This window comes from Halorubrum xinjiangense, from assembly GCF_900102375.1.
Taxonomy (GTDB): domain Archaea; phylum Halobacteriota; class Halobacteria; order Halobacteriales; family Haloferacaceae; genus Halorubrum; species Halorubrum xinjiangense.
The window spans coordinates 196679-212408 of sequence record NZ_FNBO01000005.1 but is presented as its reverse complement, the minus strand read 5'-3'; the positions used below and the strand labels follow the sequence as shown (position 1 = coordinate 212408).

15 protein-coding genes, 1 tRNA gene and 2 pseudogenes are annotated in these 15730 nt (G+C 57.1%); 12 read left to right on the top strand and 6 right to left on the bottom strand.

Annotated elements, in window-relative coordinates:
- The first annotated feature begins 157 nt into the window (after positions 1-157).
- Complete coding sequence (locus F3H13_RS08245; RefSeq protein ID WP_149798125.1) at positions 158-1480, top strand: RNA-guided endonuclease InsQ/TnpB family protein; 1323 nt, start codon at positions 158-160, stop codon at positions 1478-1480.
- A 275-nt stretch (positions 1481-1755) separates the two neighbouring features.
- Positions 1756-3120, top strand: coding sequence for a restriction endonuclease (locus tag F3H13_RS08240; RefSeq protein ID WP_149798553.1), 1365 nt, complete (start codon positions 1756-1758; stop codon positions 3118-3120).
- Between the two features lie 251 nt (positions 3121-3371).
- Here the strand turns inward: F3H13_RS08240 and F3H13_RS08235 are convergent.
- Positions 3372-3446, bottom strand: a tRNA-Val gene (locus tag F3H13_RS08235).
- 83 nt (positions 3447-3529) lie between these two features.
- Here F3H13_RS08235 and F3H13_RS08230 point away from each other — a divergent pair.
- The 8 genes and pseudogenes from F3H13_RS08230 to F3H13_RS08195 all read left to right on the top strand — a co-directional run bounded on the left by F3H13_RS08230 (position 3530) and on the right by F3H13_RS08195 (position 9384).
- On the top strand, positions 3530-4057 hold the full coding sequence (locus F3H13_RS08230) for a hypothetical protein (RefSeq protein ID WP_149798552.1): 528 nt from the start codon (positions 3530-3532) through the stop codon (positions 4055-4057).
- 311 nt (positions 4058-4368) lie between these two features.
- The gene (locus F3H13_RS08225) at positions 4369-5352 is read left to right on the top strand and encodes an ABC transporter ATP-binding protein (protein WP_149798551.1); all 984 of its coding nucleotides are present in this window, start codon (positions 4369-4371) and stop codon (positions 5350-5352) included.
- Positions 5349-6233 (top strand): ABC transporter permease, encoded by an 885-nt coding sequence (locus tag F3H13_RS08220; protein WP_149798550.1) that lies wholly within the window; start codon positions 5349-5351, stop codon positions 6231-6233. Before F3H13_RS08225 ends, F3H13_RS08220 begins: the two co-directional genes overlap by 4 nt.
- A gap of 126 nt (positions 6234-6359) precedes the next feature.
- The gene (locus tag F3H13_RS08215; RefSeq protein ID WP_149798549.1) at positions 6360-6701 is read left to right on the top strand and encodes a winged helix-turn-helix domain-containing protein; all 342 of its coding nucleotides are present in this window, start codon (positions 6360-6362) and stop codon (positions 6699-6701) included.
- A 321-nt stretch (positions 6702-7022) separates the two neighbouring features.
- Entirely contained in the window at positions 7023-7319 is a 297-nt protein-coding gene (locus F3H13_RS08205; protein ID WP_149798547.1) for a DUF7521 family protein, read from the top strand.
- A gap of 105 nt (positions 7320-7424) precedes the next feature.
- Positions 7425-7571: a hypothetical protein gene (locus F3H13_RS16195; RefSeq protein WP_188128030.1), complete on the top strand. Its 147-nt coding sequence runs from the start codon at positions 7425-7427 to the stop codon at positions 7569-7571.
- A 161-nt stretch (positions 7572-7732) separates the two neighbouring features.
- The gene (tnpA, locus tag F3H13_RS08200; protein WP_017342214.1) at positions 7733-8140 is read left to right on the top strand and encodes an IS200/IS605-like element ISHko3 family transposase; all 408 of its coding nucleotides are present in this window, start codon (positions 7733-7735) and stop codon (positions 8138-8140) included.
- Positions 8140-9384 (top strand): annotated as a pseudogene (locus tag F3H13_RS08195) (RNA-guided endonuclease InsQ/TnpB family protein). Before tnpA ends, F3H13_RS08195 begins: the two are co-directional and overlap by 1 nt.
- 70 nt (positions 9385-9454) lie before the next feature.
- Here the strand turns inward: F3H13_RS08195 and F3H13_RS08190 are convergent.
- The 3 genes from F3H13_RS08190 to F3H13_RS08180 all read right to left on the bottom strand — a co-directional run bounded on the left by F3H13_RS08190 (position 9455) and on the right by F3H13_RS08180 (position 12822).
- A complete protein-coding gene (locus F3H13_RS08190; protein ID WP_149798546.1) occupies positions 9455-10195 on the bottom strand; it encodes a bacteriorhodopsin in 741 nt (246 codons plus the stop codon).
- 1 nt (position 10196) lies between these two features.
- Positions 10197-11867 (bottom strand): methyl-accepting chemotaxis protein, encoded by a 1671-nt coding sequence (locus F3H13_RS08185; RefSeq protein WP_149798545.1) that lies wholly within the window; start codon positions 11865-11867, stop codon positions 10197-10199.
- Positions 11868-12252: 385 nt separating this feature from the next.
- Entirely contained in the window at positions 12253-12822 is a 570-nt protein-coding gene (locus F3H13_RS08180; protein WP_149798544.1) for a response regulator, read from the bottom strand.
- A gap of 179 nt (positions 12823-13001) precedes the next feature.
- On the opposite strand from F3H13_RS08180, the pseudogene F3H13_RS08175 reads away from it, so the two are divergent.
- Positions 13002-13121 (top strand): annotated as a pseudogene (locus F3H13_RS08175) (IS5/IS1182 family transposase); the annotation flags it as partial.
- A gap of 368 nt (positions 13122-13489) precedes the next feature.
- Positions 13490-14263, top strand: a complete 774-nt coding sequence (locus tag F3H13_RS08170) for a hypothetical protein (protein WP_149798543.1) — start codon at positions 13490-13492, stop codon at positions 14261-14263.
- Positions 14264-14364: 101 nt separating this feature from the next.
- Here the strand turns inward: F3H13_RS08170 and F3H13_RS08165 are convergent, their stop codons facing one another.
- Both F3H13_RS08165 and F3H13_RS16715 read right to left on the bottom strand, forming a co-directional pair.
- A complete protein-coding gene (locus F3H13_RS08165) occupies positions 14365-15126 on the bottom strand; it encodes a nucleoside phosphorylase (RefSeq protein WP_149798542.1) in 762 nt (253 codons plus the stop codon).
- Between the two features lie 198 nt (positions 15127-15324).
- Positions 15325-15591 (bottom strand): DUF3592 domain-containing protein, encoded by a 267-nt coding sequence (locus F3H13_RS16715; protein ID WP_449405060.1) that lies wholly within the window; start codon positions 15589-15591, stop codon positions 15325-15327.
- Positions 15592-15730 lie beyond the last annotated feature (139 nt).

Sequence of the window (15730 nt, the reverse complement as noted above, 5' to 3'; positions counted from 1 at the left end):
ATTATAAATCGCAAGGAGAATACCCGCGCCTTTAGGCGCGGGATGAATCCGACAACCCGTTCAACAATCCACCGCCGATAGCAAGGCCGGATATTCCACGCTCTCAGCCGAACCTTTACAAGAAAAGCTCGTATAACAGGTTATATAGGCGTTCAGAATGCTGGAGGTTCACCGCACCCACCGCGCCAAAATTCTTAACCACAATCAAGTGGCTGAGATACTCGACCGGCACGGGTGGAGCGCCAGCAAACTCTGGAACGTCGCCAACTACCACTCCCGAGAAGTCTGGGAAGAAACCGGGGAGATTCCCGATCACGGCGACCTCAAAGACGAGTTGAAGACCCACAACAAGTACAAGGGATTACATTCGCAGTCCAGTCAGCGCGTTCTGGAGGAACTCGCTGAAGCCTTCAACTCGTGGTACGAAAAGAGGAAGTCCGACGACAGGGCGAATCCGCCCGGCTACCGCAAACGCAACTACTACGACACCGACGGCAACCGCGTCCACGAAGAACACCCGCGTAGCACGGTGACGTGGAAGCAGAACGGCATCCGCCACGACACCAAGAACAATCGAGTGCGACTCTCGAAGGGCGCGAACCACAAGGAACACCCCCGAGCGCGGGAATACATCCTTGTTGAATACGAGACGCGTCCCGGCGTCACCGTCGAGAACCTTCAACAGGTTCGCGCCGTCTACGACCAAGCGAAAGAGCGGTGGGAACTACACCTCGTCTGTACAGACGAAACCAAGACACCCACCGCTCCCGGTACCGAGACAGCGGGCATCGACCTCGGCATCAGCAACTTCGCCGCTGTCGCCTACAGTACCGAAGACGCCGACCTGTACCCCGGAACCCGTCTGAAACAGGACGGGTACTACTTCCCGAAGGAAATTGCCAAGTGCGACGACAGCGGTGGTGAACGAGCCACACGTCTCCATGCGAAATGGTCGGAACGCCGCACCCACTTCTTCCACGGTCTCGCCAAACACATCGTTCAACGATGTATCGAGAAGGGTGTTGGCCGTATCAATATCGGTAACTTGGAGGGCGTCCGTGAGGACGAGAACGGCAACTCGAAAAACTGGGGCAAGCACGGCAACCTCGATCTACACGGGTGGGCATTCAACCGCTTCACCAACATCCTCGAATACAAAGCGAAGGTCGAGGGGATCGAAGTTGTGGAAGTGGACGAGAGTGCCACGAGCAAGACGTGTTGTATGTGCGGGAGAGAGGAGGACAGCCAGCGCGTCGAGCGTGGCCTGTATGTCTGTGAGGAGTGCGATGCGGCGTTCAACGCGGACGTGAACGGAGCGGAGAACATCCGACTCAATATCAACGAGAAAAGTAACTCCGAGTCTCCCGGACAGTCGTTCGGAGATAGGAGTACCGGCTGGTTGGCACAGCCCGCAGTCCACCTATACGACTTGTCCAGCGGATTCCAACCGCAGGAACAAGTGGTAGACTGCAAACCCTAATATCCCAAACGCGGTCGGGATTCCTCCGCGTTCACGCGGAGGAGGATGTCAACTAGCATTAGTGTGGCAGACTCCTTTTATATTAATAAACGTTAGTTTGTAGAGCAAAATCACTACTCTTTGGATCACCGGTACCGAGCGCTCCCAACTCAAAACGGCGCGCGTCTGCGTGAGCTTGAGAGTGGTGTCTCCACCGAGATATCGTTGGCACGGAGTTTCGACAGAACCGAAGGAACGTATTTACGGGCGAAATGGCACGATTAGAGTGAACTCGGATGGCCATCCTTGACGATCTCTCTGGATTTGAGTTCGAGAACGTTACGGAGGACATCTTTCGGAATCTCGGCTACGAAAACGTGCGGCAGGCTGAGCGGACGGCTGACGAAGGACGAGACATCCTGATGGAAGAGGTCGTCGACGGGACGCGGCGCGGCGTCGTCGTCGAGTGTAAGCACACGGGGACGGTCGGACGGCCGGTGGTCCAGAAGCTACACTCGGCGATTGCGACGTTCGAGTTCGACGGGCCGAAACGCGGGATGGTGGTAACGACCGGTCGGTTTACCGGCCCGGCTATCGAGTATGCCGACCGGTTGCGGCGGAACGACGACCCGTACCCGATCGAGCTGATCGACGGCGAGGACCTGCGCGAGATCGCGGACGAGATCGGGCTGGACCTGTACAACGGGCGGATCGAGATCCTGTGCGACGCGACGCTTCGGCCGTTCGACCCGGCGACGTCGGTTGCCGCACCCGTCGAGGAGGCGTTCCAAGACATCGACAACATCGAGTCGGCGGACCTTCCCGCGCCGCACTCTCGCGTTACGTTCCGACCGGTCGTCGCCGTGACCGCGGACACGAACGCGGTCTTCGAGACGTCGGTCGGCGTGATTCACCGCGTCAACGATCGGTCCCGGTTCGTCGTCCACGCCGAACGCGGCCGCCCGCAAACCGCGTCCGGTGACGTCTCGAACCTCGTGGTGGGGAACCTTCACGCGACCGTCGAACTCGAAGCGGACCGGTTCGAAGGTCAATTCGACGCGGTTGAGGAGCGACGGTTTGGGCAAACGCAGACCGAGTACAAAGACTGGGCCGTCGACCGACTCCGAGACCATCACACGACGACCGTCTCCTACACCGGAGACAACAACGTCACGTACACGAAGACGTGCGAGCCGAACCGGTCTGACATCTCGGTCCAATCGATCGAGCCGGTGTACCTCCCGCAGGTTCGGCACACGACCGACCTAGGAGAGTACACGTATCCGTACGAGTACTTCGCGGCGGGGCCGTCACGCGTGACGAGCGAGGACGGGATTCACCGGTGCGTCCACTGCGATACGACTGGGGCCGACACGACCTACACGTACTGCGCGAACTGCGGAAGCATCAACTGTAACTCGCACATCAAGACGGAGCGTCTAGAGGGTACTCCCGTTTGTACCGGGTGCGCGGTGACCGAGCGCTTCGCGTTCAAAACGAAGTACTTCTACGACGCGGCGAACCGGGACGCGTTCCGCGAGGAGTACGAATCGATGCCGTTCTACGAGAAGGCGATGGAGAACACGCCGCTCGCCGTCGGCGCGGTCTGCGTCGTCGCCCTCGTCTTGCTCGGAGTGCTCCTCAGTATCGGCGGCCTCTGACGGATTCCCTTTGACACGATCGCTACCGCCCCTCTATCTCGTCGGGCGCGGAGGTCGGCGACGCCGCTAGATACTTATGTATAGATCCGAGTGATATAACCGGATTCCCGGACGGAGGCGACCAGCATACGGCGACCGGTTGAGTTAGGAAGTTTCCGACCCCCCGAAAACACCCGCCAAAATCACGATTCAGTCGCTAGGAGGGCTGAAGGTGAGGAATTCGCACGGTTACGGTCCGTGCGTACTACGTATGGGTTGGGGCGGATTCGAACCGCCGGCCTGCTCCGTGTGAAGGAGCCGTCATAACCTGGCTAGACCACCAACCCGCTCGTGTCGAGGTATCCGACGTCCGGACTTAAGAGTTACCTTCCGCCGAACGGTTCATCCCGCACCCGCCCGGATCCCCCCCGTGACCCACGAACTCCGCTTCCTCGAACGCCTCCGCCGAGGCGTCGCGAGCCTCCTTCACGCGCCGCTGTCGCTCGTCGGCCTCTACGCCGAGCGGCAGACGCCCCGCGAGCAGTACGCGTTCACGCTCCGCGAGCCGTACCCGATCGTCGAGGCGCGGCTTCACCGGCTGGGGTTCGTCCGTAACCTGATATCCTCGCTCAAGTACCGAGCGTACGCGACGCCCCCAGAGACGACCGTCGCGAGCTGGGTGCGGTATCCCGAGGGCGCGCTCGCGAGCGACCACCAGCTCCACCTCGCGCTGTACGTCGGTCCGAACTGCGCGACGACCGACGTGTACGCGCACTGGGAGCCGTCGTGGATCCGCCACCCGATCCGACACTACCGCGCGACCGACGTCGACGCGCAGGGAGGCGTCGAACGGACGCGGTCGCTGTTCGAGGGGGCCGATATCGAGTACGCCGTGCTCCCCGCGGAGCAGCGCCTCGGCGGCGATGCGGCCGCCGAGCTGGGACCACCGATAGAATAAAACGCGTACGGGTCGCGGCGAAACGAGAGAGCGCTTCCCAAGACCGGCAGGCCATCGCGTTTCGGTGGGAGAGATGTCACGGGTAGCGAATGGTCTCCTCACAGTCGCTGCCGAACGATGACGGGTGAATAACTCATTCGTAAATGAAAGCAAAACAAAAATAGAGTGATAGTTCAATCGGAATCTGAGCCTTCTTCCGCCCGAATCCGTACGCGTTTCGACGGCGTACGTCGTAGAGACTGGTTGAGAGCTTCTGACTCGGAAGCTGTGGATCCGGTTATACCGGCGAGTAGTGACAACGGAGTAGTACGATGGTAGCGATTCGAACGCGCGGTCTATCGAAGCGATACAGCGGCGGATTGTTTGGCAGCGATGTGACTGCGGTCAGCGATCTCGATCTGACCGTCGAACGCGGAGAAGTGTACGGCTTTCTTGGCCCAAACGGCGCTGGGAAGTCGACGACCATCGACATGCTGCTCAACTACAGCTATCCCACCGAAGGCACCGTAGAAATTTTCGGTGAAAATATTCAGGAAAATCCAGAAGTTATCGACCGACGGGTCGGTGTCGTCCCCGAAGGGTACGGGCTCTACGATCGGCTTTCGGGACGTCGTAACCTAGAGTTCGCGATCGAGTGGCAGAACGCAAGTGACGATCCCGCGCACCTACTTGCGCGGGTTGGGCTCGATGCCGATGACGCTGATCGCCCCGTTGGTGATTACTCAAAAGGAATGACACAGCGGTTAGCACTTGCGATGGCGCTCGTCGACGATCCGGACCTCCTCGTGCTCGACGAGCCCTCCTCGGGGCTGGACCCGAACGGGATACGGCGTCTCAGAGACATCATCCGAGAGGAGGCGAGCGACGGGACTACGGTGTTCTTTTCGAGTCACGTGCTGAGCCAAGTCGAGGCAGTCTGCGACCGCGTCGGTATCCTCGACGACGGCGAACTCGTCGCCGTCGACACCGTCGCCGGGCTGCGTGAGACGGCAGGCGCCAGTTCAACGCTCACACTGACAATGGAGAATCCCCCGTCGCCCGACGTTGTGAGAAGCGACGGAGTATCCGCTGTCGACGTACGAGGGAAACAACTGCGCGTTACGTGTGCTGACGCACGTGCCAAAGCAGAAATTATCGCCCGTCTCGTCGAGCGCGGACACAATCCGATCGACGTCGGATCTGAAGAGGCATCCCTCAGTGAGATTTTCGGAGATTACGTCCGCGGCGGTTCCGCTCATGACGATGGAGAAACGGCTACCGAACGAAATACACCGCAGCAGGAGGTGGCCACATGACGCTGAGCCAGGTCGCCCAGAAGGACTTCGAGGACGCGGTTCGTTCGAGGATGGTCTGGGGAATTATCGGGGTGTTTGTTGGCTTCATGGGATTCGTCATGCTGGTGGCGTTGAGCGCCACGGACGGGGCGGACGCCCTAGGGGATGCCGCTCTCGGTCTGACCGCGCAGTTGAGCCAATTGTTCGTGCCACTCGTGGCGCTCGTCGTTGGATACATGGCGGTCGTGGGAGAGCGTCGTTCGGGGAGCCTGCGAGTGCTATTGACGTATCCCCATTCACGGCGTGATATCGTGTTCGGCAAGCTCTTCGGTCGTAGTGCGGTGATCGCAATTGCGCTCGGTGTTGGGTCAACACTGAGTTTGCTGGTTGCGACGATGCTTGTTGCGGCACCGGACATCGGAAATACTACTGGTCTTATCGGTTCGATCGTCCTGTTCGGCGTCGCGTTCACCGGCGTCGCGGTCGGAATCTCTGCCAGCGTCGGGACGCGAGGGCGAGCGATGGCGCTCGCAATCGGGTCGCTACTCGTCTTCCTCCTCGTGTGGGACGCCGCCGCCGCCGGCGTCTACGCTGCCGTGACCGGGTCGCTTCCCGGCCTCGAAGTCGAGGCGTGGTACTTCCTGCTGAAGCGGCTCAGCCCCGTCGGCGCGTTCCGAGCGATCGCTGACGGGTTCGTGAGCGGGCGACTCGGGTCATTGTTCCAGGTTGGGCTCGAACAGATCCCGCAGGGGACGACCCCAGAGCAACGGCGGCTGGCGAACCGGGTACCCGGCGCGCTGCCGTTTTATTTGACGAACTGGTTCGCCGGACTGACACTGGTCGCGTGGGGGGTCGTCCCCGCTGTCTTCGGATACGTCCGATTCAGCCAATCTGACATCTGAAGGCCGTCGGTTTCTCATCTTGGGATCCGCCGAAAACCCGAGGGGGCAGAAATAGAGGTTCGTACACGGCTTCCGATCGTGAAACTGTGTTTACCCTTTTATTGACTGCCCGGGTTTGGGACACGCATGGACGAGGACGAGGATGCGGTCATGGCGTTACTCGACGACGAGTACGCTCGTGCGATCCTCGCTCACCTCACGGCCGAACCGATGTCAGCCGATGAACTCTGTACAGCGTGTGAGATATCAGACTCGACGGTGTACCGTCGTCTCAACCGATTACAGGAGGTCGACCTCGTGACCGAACGACAGGAACTGGATCCTGATGGCCACCACTTCAAACGGTACGTGGCCACTGTCGAGCGCGTTTCCATCATGTTTGCTGACGGGACATACGAAGTGACGGTCACGCGGTCGGCTAACGACCCCGCAGACCGCTTCACAGAACTATTCGAGGGGTTATCATAAAATGACCTTATCACAATTCGAGGCGACCGGGACAGACCCGTGGGTAGCACTCGCTGTCCTCGCTCTGTCTGTCGTCTCAGTGGTGTTATCGTTGATTATTGCGGCTGTGTTGATTCACGGCTACCGGCAGGGACCGAGTCACCGTGGAATGCTGCTACTTGCCATCGGGCTTATCCTCTTAATAACGGTTCCAGAAGTGCTCCGAGTCGGATTACCAACGGCAACTGGTGTCGAGACTATCGGTCAGTCAGCAGTTGTTACCGGCTGTGAACTGCTCGGACTTGGAACAATCGTTTGGACAGTGTACAGGGGTGAAGTATAATGCTACTCGGAGTGCTACAACTCACAGACCCATTCAGTGTCGGCGTCATCGCCGGCGGCGTGACCGCCATCGGTGGACTGTTTGTCGCCGCCCTGGCCTATCGTGGCTATCGACGGAACGGGTCCACGAAGATGCGTGCGCTGGCTATCGGCATCGGGTTGTTAACGACTGGTGTCTTCCTCGCTGCCGTCACCACCGCTGTGATTGGAGCAGGAAACGGCGTTGTCCTGCTTGTCCGAGGCCTCGTGACCGTCATTGGGTTGTGTACTGTACTCTACGCGATCCTCATTGCGTAGCAGTCAGACTGTCAAGAGTCCGATTTTTGGAAGGAAGGCCGGCCTGTTTCAGATCCAGAAGTTGCGATCAGGTATTTATCCAACAAGAGTGCTGTCGATAAATCAATGGACACAACACAGGACTCAGGTCTCACTGGAATTGACCTCTCCGGGAGCCAATTTACCGTTGAACAGACAGGCAGCGATCAGAATTTTCGACCGGAGTACGAAGACAGAGACGTAACCGGCGAGACGCTGTTTAGCTTGATATAGGCGCTAAGCCCCCACCCTCAACGGAGCGACCGAAGGGAGCGGAGTAGGGTGGGGATACAGCGCCGTCATCACCTGTTCATCTGAAGATACGGTTACAGGCCCACAGGCCAACGCTGTCGTAATGATTTTACATTTGGGTATTGTATTACAGTATGAACCCAATGGAGTACGACCTCGATTCGGGAGCGCACTCGACGTATTCCCTACACTACCACCTGATACTCACCACGAAGTATCGGCGCGGAGTGCTAACCGAGGAGCGAACCCAATTCATTCGCGAGGTCATCAGCGGGTTCACGGACAACTACGGCGTCGAACTGACGAACCTCGACGGAGAGGACGACCACGTTCACATCCTGTTCCGAGCGAAACCCACCACAAACCTCGTGAAGTTCATTAATACAGTCAAGGGCGCGACTGCTCGCCGTATCCGAAACGAGTACGAGGATGAGCTGAAGACCGAACTGTGGGGCGACTCGTTCTGGAACGACTCGTACTGTCTTATCTCGACGGGGCAGGTGTCGCTGGATGTGCTGAAACAGTATGTCGAAGACCAGCGGGAGAACTGATGTACTACGCCTACAAGTTTTTTTTTTAGTGGTCCGGCGCCCACCGAGAGGAGTTGGACCGCCACCGCGATATTTGTCGGCAACTGTACAATCACACGCTCTATCGGCTTAACGAGTACCAAGATGAACACGGCGAACTACCGTCCATGACCACGCTACGGTCGGAACTCCCCGATCTTAAGAAATGGTGGGACGGTCTCTCAGACGTATACTCAAAGGTTCTCCAAACCGTCGTAGAACGGCTGTTCGATAACCTCAACAGCCTCTCCAAACTCAAGGAGAACGGCTACGGCGTCGGGAAACTCAACTGGAAACCACCACGAGAGTTCCGCAGTTTCACGTACAGTCAGTCTGGCTTCAAGCTCGACAAGAAGGGCGGTCAGACTGTGCTGTCACTCTCGAAACTCGCGGACATTCCGATACGACTCCACCGCAACATCCCCGACGACGCCAACCTCAAGCAGGTCACGGTCAAGAAGGAACCGACGGGCGAGTGGTTCGCCACGTTCGGCGTCCAAATCGACCGTGAATCGCCCGAACCCACCGAAAATTCCGAGAAGTGCGTCGGAATTGACGTGGGGATTCTCAAGTACGCCCACGACACCGACGGCACGGCGATCGAGTCGCTCGATCTCTCCGACGAGCGTGAACGCTTGGAGCGTGAGCAACGGAAACTCTCGCGGAAGCAACACGGGTCGAACAACTACGAGAAGCAACGGCGTCGCGTCGCGGAGTGTCACGCCGATCTCCGACGGAAGCGCCGTGATTTTCTCCATAAACTCTCGAACTACTACGCTCGGGAGTACGACCTCGTGGCGGTCGAAGACCTGAACGTGAAGAGGATGATGGAGTCGCCGTCGAACAGCCGCAACACCGCGTCGGCAGCATGGCGGACGTTCTTTTCGTTGCTCGAATACAAGTGTGAGCGCGAGGGGACGCACTTCGTGGCAGTCAACCCGAGAGGGACGACCAAAGAGTGTGCGTCCTGCGGCGTCTCGACGGAGAAGCCGTTGTGGGTCCGTGAACACTCCTGTCCCGCCTGCGGGTTTGAGGCGGACAGGGACGCGAACGCGGCGTGGAACATTCTTTCTCGCGGCCTCGAAGACGTAGGAGTGGGATACTCCGAATCAACGCCTGTGGAGACTGCGCTCCCTACGGACACCGATTCGGTGTCTGTAAAGCGCGTCGTGGAAACAGGAAGCCCTACCCTCAAGGAGCGAACGGCGTCAGCCGTGAGCGAGTAGGGTAGGGTAGTTCACAGGACGGCACACGGTATCAGGCGAGACATCACGCTGGGAGTCAGTCATCACCCATTCATATGCCGACTTCGTCGGGTGTACTCTCGTCTTTTTGGCGGGAGGTGTTCGATGTGTTGAGTTGTTTAAGTACGTCTGAGCCCGCGGTTGCAACGATCACAAAACCAACCTTCGAGACGATATCAAGATAGACGAAAACGAGCATCTCTGTAGATGGCGTCACCAACCCGAGTCCAGTCGGCGCAAGCACCCAAACGACTGGGTATAGCGTCCAAAGGACGACCGTGATGTTCCGGAGCGTTCCAAAGACGGCACGCACACGGTCAGCCCTCTCTGACACTGACCGCGGAAGCATGACAAGCAACCCGTAGACTAGCACCACATATGCGGCGGCGGCAATACCAAAAAAGACCCACGAGACGAGGCCCATCGTGGCAACGGCGGCAACGCCACCGGCGATGATCACCACATCGACCGCGATTAACCCGGCCAGCAGACGGCGCGGTGGGCGTGCGAGCAGGCCAAGATACAACAATAACAGCGGCGTCGTTATCAACCAGTCGAGATAGCGGGCGACCGGAAGGTCGCCGCCGGGTGTGACAACGGTGCCGAACCCGAGCGCCATCACAAGATACGCGAGCGCGGCGACCCCAGTGACGCTGGAGAGTGTAGCGTAGTACCGTGCGTAAGACTCATCGGTTGCTGACGGCTGGGTGGTCCAGTTCCATAGTGGTGGGATTGTCCCAATGCTCATTGCGAGGACGCCAAGCCACGCCCAAACCGTCATGTCTGCCAACATCTCAGTTCACCCCCTCCCCGACGGCCCCGTCAGCGGTCGCGCTATCACTGGACGAGAAGTCGGAGTTATCAGCCAGACCACTCGCGGTCCCCCCGTCAGAAACCACCGAGTGAGTCGCTTCCGAGCCGTCTGAGCGTCCCGCGAGCGTGGCGTCGGCCGTGAACTCGAAGCCACCGACAGCGTTACGCAGGCGGCTTGCCCGGTCGGAGAGCGACCCGGCGGCGGCCTCAACCTCGCCGAGGGTGCGCTCCTGTTCGTCGACCGCACCGGTAACATCGCCGACTGTACTCGCAGTCTGTGCGCTGATTGTCGAAACGTCTTCCACGTGTCCGACGACCGCATCAATCGAATCCGCCTGTGTTTCCGTCGCGCGGGTGATCTCGGTCATGCTCGTGTCGGTCCGTTCGGAGGCCTCCGCGAGTCGCTCTAGCGCGTCGATCGATGTCTCGACGGTCTCGACACCCGTAGAGATCCGGGCTTCGGTGCGATCCATCGCGTCGGCTCCAACCTCAGCCCGTTCCTGGACAGAACGGATCCGTTCTTCGATCTCGCTCGCCGACTCTTTCGTCTCCTCAGCAAGCTCTTTCACCTGCTCGGCGACTACCGCGAAACCTGCCCCATCTGCCTCCGAACGAGCCGCCTCGATGGAGGCGTTGAGCGCGAGCAGGTTTGTCTGCTCGGCGATCTCTGAGATGGTATCGACCACCTCACCAATCTCCTTGATCTCTTCTGCGAGCGCCTCAACCTCTGTAGCCGTCTCAGCGGTCGCTTCTTCGATGGCATCCATTTCGGCGAGCGCCTCTTCGGCGGCCTCACGTCCCTCATCGCCGACCGCCGCGGCGTGTTCGGCCGTCTCAGCCACGTCGCCGACGGTCGAAGCGACCTCCTCAGCCGACGACGCGAGGTTCTCTGCCTCGTCAGTCGCTGCCTGGAGATCGTCTCGTTGTGTGCGTGCGCCCTCAGCAATCTCTTCAACCGCCGCAGAGACCGTCCCGGTTGTCGCCCGCAAACTCTCGGTCCGATCGTCGACGGTTCCTGCGACATCTGCGGTGTCCTCAGCTACGGTTGCGACAGAAGCGACGGTCCCCTCAAGCTCGTTGGCCATTTCGTTGAACGCGGTCCCGATGCGCGCCATTGCTTGATTCTCGCTGTCAGGATCGACTCGCTGTGTCAGGTCACCATCTGCGAGCGCCCGCATCGCTGATTCGTACTCGCCCGCCTTGCGTTCGACTATCTCAGCACGCTTAGTCGCCTCACGACGCGCTGTCTCGGCTTCCCGACGGGCGGTCTTTGCATCGTCGATCTCGGCACGGAGCGACCCGCGCATAGCGTCGAATGCCTCGAACAGCCGGCCGATCTCGTCGGCTCGCCCCGTCTCAAGGGACACGTTGAGGTCACCCTCGGCCATCCGTTCGGCTTTCGTTGTCAGCTGGCGTAGCGATATGACCGTGTTCGACCCCACGGTAACCCCGATGAGTGCGAGTCCGATCACCGCTAGTAACGTCATTCCGACGAGCCCAGACTGAAGATCAGCACCCGCAGTGCCGAGTTCGGCGGCACGCAAGTACACGATGACCCCGTATGAAACTGATACCCCCATAACACCGATAAGCGACAACGCGAGTTTTGCGCCGTAACTCGTTCGAATCCCCGCGAACAGTCCGTTTGGCATATGGCAACGAAAGTGACTTTCAGTATAAAATAACTAATCCGCCAGATATCATGTGTGATAGAATCGCATGATCAATCAAATGATTGTGGCAGCAAACCGCTCTCAGCTACGGCGATGCTGTATCTGCGAACCGTTCAATATCTGGCTTTCCATCGGAATTAGATGTATCGAGATTAGAACTATCTAGTGCCGAAGAGAACGATTATTCGGTTGAAACGTGAGGCAAATCAACGGATGAGCAAAGACAGGTCCTGTGTTCGGGGTAGGCGATAACAGACAGTGGATCAGAATGGCTTCAAAATGCGGTGAATGCCGGTATTATAAAAATGAATTTCAGGAACTGACTCTTAACTTGATCCTCTCTCGGTTATACTACTCCTACGGTCTACGATATCTCAAGACTTTCCGAAAACTTGATGGGCTGAGCATCAGTATCTATTTTCGAGACAATTTGCTGTAACTCACCCGAAAGTTCATTTAACTCCGTTGTCAGTTCTGAATACGCAGTACTGGTCTTTCTGCTATTGAAGGTTGTCGCATCATCAAGAATAGCCTTTTTTTGAGCGAGCGCAAAGGCTCTACGCTGTTGTTTGTCGTACTCTCTGAGTGTTAACAATAGTTCAACCACCGCCTGAAGCTGGTCTTGAGGGGCGGGCTTGGTGACGTAAATATCGACTGGTACGTTGGCAATCTCAAGATCCGGTATAACCGCTGAGATCATCGCTATAGGATAATTATGCCCGTGTTCACGGAGTTTACGAGAAATTTCATCTCCCGAAGGACCTGGCATTCGACGGTCCATTAATACAGTATCAATATCTGAATCAGCTATAGTCAGTGCGTCTTCACCTGAATACGCTGTCCGTGTATTGTACTCATCATTTAACCAATTGACGTACAAATCGGCTAATTCTTTCTCATCCTCCACGATAAGAACGGTCGGTGTGTGAGCCATTATCGTATTTTATGTTAACAAAACGACATAAGAACATTAAAGTTTAGGAAACCGGGAGATTTTACGTCAACCTAATTATATTATTAATGTTTCAATAAAAGCACAAAATATTAATGTCTATAATTCGCCATCTGTTAAAATACTCAGAGAATTATGTCATTGGCTTGTGATTCCACAAAATAAAGGCCCTCCCGAAGTCGCAGATTCTCCGGTTTACTGAGATTGCGGTCCATCTGGTACACCGTGTTGTCTCCCAATACTCCTCAAAGTTCTCTAAACACTACTATACACACCCACGGCTGAGTTGACTTGATGAAAACGCTGCTACCCTAGCGGAGCCTGAAGCAAGACATGGGGCGCAAAAGCCCGACTAGGATTTCGTGCCATCGAGCACGTTTTGTTGACTGATCTGTGTGCGAAAGACGCTCTCGCTCTCGTGTAGAACTGCGGAAAACGCCCGATCGGCGATAAGAATTGTGTGCTGAATGGGTAGTTTGATGCCCGACCACGGCAGAAGTTACCTTAGCGAGAAAACACACCAACAGCCCCCCTCTACCGTGCTTTTCCGAGTTTCTACACAAGAGCGGAAATCAACTTTCCCAGCGCAACAATCTCTCTCAATTGGTTTCGGGAATTTTATCTGATTGTGTTGTCGAATATACGGTGTATGGCCCTCCAACTCAGCCATGCCGTTAGTGACGGTCTTCGACGGACAGTATCCCGTACTGGTGGACTCCTCTTTGTGGGATTCCTCGTACTCCAGTTTGGAATTCAGACAGCAGTCAATAGCACCGTCTTGGGATATCTTCCACCAGCGGCGGCAGAGCAGTTCAGTAGCAATGCGGGGCTCACAATTCCCGTTACCGGACAGGTCGGGCTAGCACTGTTCGGTATCCTTGGTATTTTGACCGCCGCGTTTGTTGTCGTGACTTCTCGAACGTTCGCACAACCGCTCACCGAACGCTCTTCATTCCCCGCAGCAGTGACGGACCGACTCGGGCGTGCGACGGTGAGTGCGCTGGTCGGCGGCGCCTTCGTGAGCATCGTAGTAATGATCGGTTCTGTGTTCTTGCTGGTCCCCGGGCTATTCTTCGCAGCCTCTTTCCTGTTTTTCATTTTCGCAGTGGCTGTCGAAAATCGAGGCATTCTCGGGAGTCTCAAACGAAGCTGGGGGTTAGCCAAAGGAGCGAGACTCAAACTGGGATTCTTAGTCGTTGCTTCGGGAGTCTTCGGTGCCATCATTGGTGCCGTAGCACCGCTGTTGGATCTCGCCAATGCCCCGGTTGCGTCCGACGTCGCGACGGTTGTCCTCACGACGGTCTTTTTTGTGCCCTACTATGCGATCATCGCCTCAGCGTACCTCCAACTCCGGGATGAACAGCAGCCCCCGAATCGCAAGACGCCGGACCCGGTGAACGCGACACAGACAACTGAACTGTAACCCCTGGGGGTCAACTGGTCTAGATAGAATCTATCAACGATCCTGAATAGAAGCGATAACTGGAGCACTGGACAGAGCACATAATCAAGTTAGAATAGTCGCTACTCACTAGCCACGTGGTTTTCCAAAGCCCTTACAGTCGGGTCGAGCATTTCCCGTAATCCTCGGTCAGCCTCTGCGTCAGGTACCCAGTCGTCAGGAGCGAGATAATCACCAACTTCGTGAATTGTCGCTGTATCTGCGTTGCGATATTGGCACACCGACCAGATCGCTGCTGATTCCATACACAAGGAAACAAGACCCGCATCACGGTACTGTTCAATTTCGGGAATCGTTTCACGATACATTGCACTGGTCGTCCACGTCTTCCCGCGTGGAGTGTCGAAACCAGCGTCCGAGAGCGAATCATCGAGGCGATCGACAAGCGATTCCGTTGCTATCACCGGTTCATTTTCAGGGAGATAGTGGTGCGACACCCCTTCATCGCGGATGGTATCAGTCGGGAGGATAGCAGCGTCCGGAGCAATATCCTGTTGGAGCGCGGCACACCCGCCTAACATCACAACTACGTCCGCTCCAGCAGCGATGACATTTTCTGTGATGATCGCGCTAACTGGAGCGCCAATACCTGATTCGTGAACCGGGACGTACCCGACTGACTCGGAGATCAGATCCATCTGCTGTCCCCGGACGATCGTAGTTTGAGAGCTAGTTCGCGCCTGTACCGCATCCGTCAGTTCGGTCTGATAGCCGAGAATCACAGCAGGAGGGACGTCTGGCAACCCGTCACCCTGTTCTACGACAGCTTCTTGCGGTGAGAACAGCGCTTCGGCACCATACTTGTCCTCGTAGTGGGGGATCATGGGTTTCTGTTAAACAGACAGATTCTAATCCTGTCCAATCAAATAAGTGGGGTCTAGTCATTTGGTATATTTGTTCTTAAATCTGAGTCAAAATATGGCTTGGAGGATATTGACTCAGAATTTTTGTACTGCTGAACGGGTCGCCAAGAGTGTGAACAACTCACCGAGTCCGATCGCTACGAAAGGAGCGTTAGACGTTTAATTCTTTAAGAACGCGTCATCCGGCCGTTCAGAGGGAACGTACGCGACCGTCCGTGTCCCTTGGTCGTACTCCTCAACTTCTGATTCGGCCGCCGTTCGGGTATCGTAGGTCTGCACGATGTTCGCTGGATAGAGTTTCGTCCCCGTGTACTCGGTCCCGTTGTGCGCGTACTCAAATTCGATCGTCGGATCGTAGTTTACGCCGGGGTTCGACGAAGTGCCACAGTCGGTCTCGATGGCGACGTCTGTGACAGTCGCGTCCACTTCGACCGAATCGCGAACTGCCTCGGTCTGCTGAACATAATCGTAACCCCCTTGACGTCCTCCCCGCGCTAAAGCGCGAGGCGTTCTCCTCGAATCTCCGTAACTAAAATCTGTATATCGCCGATTGACAGCGGTGAGG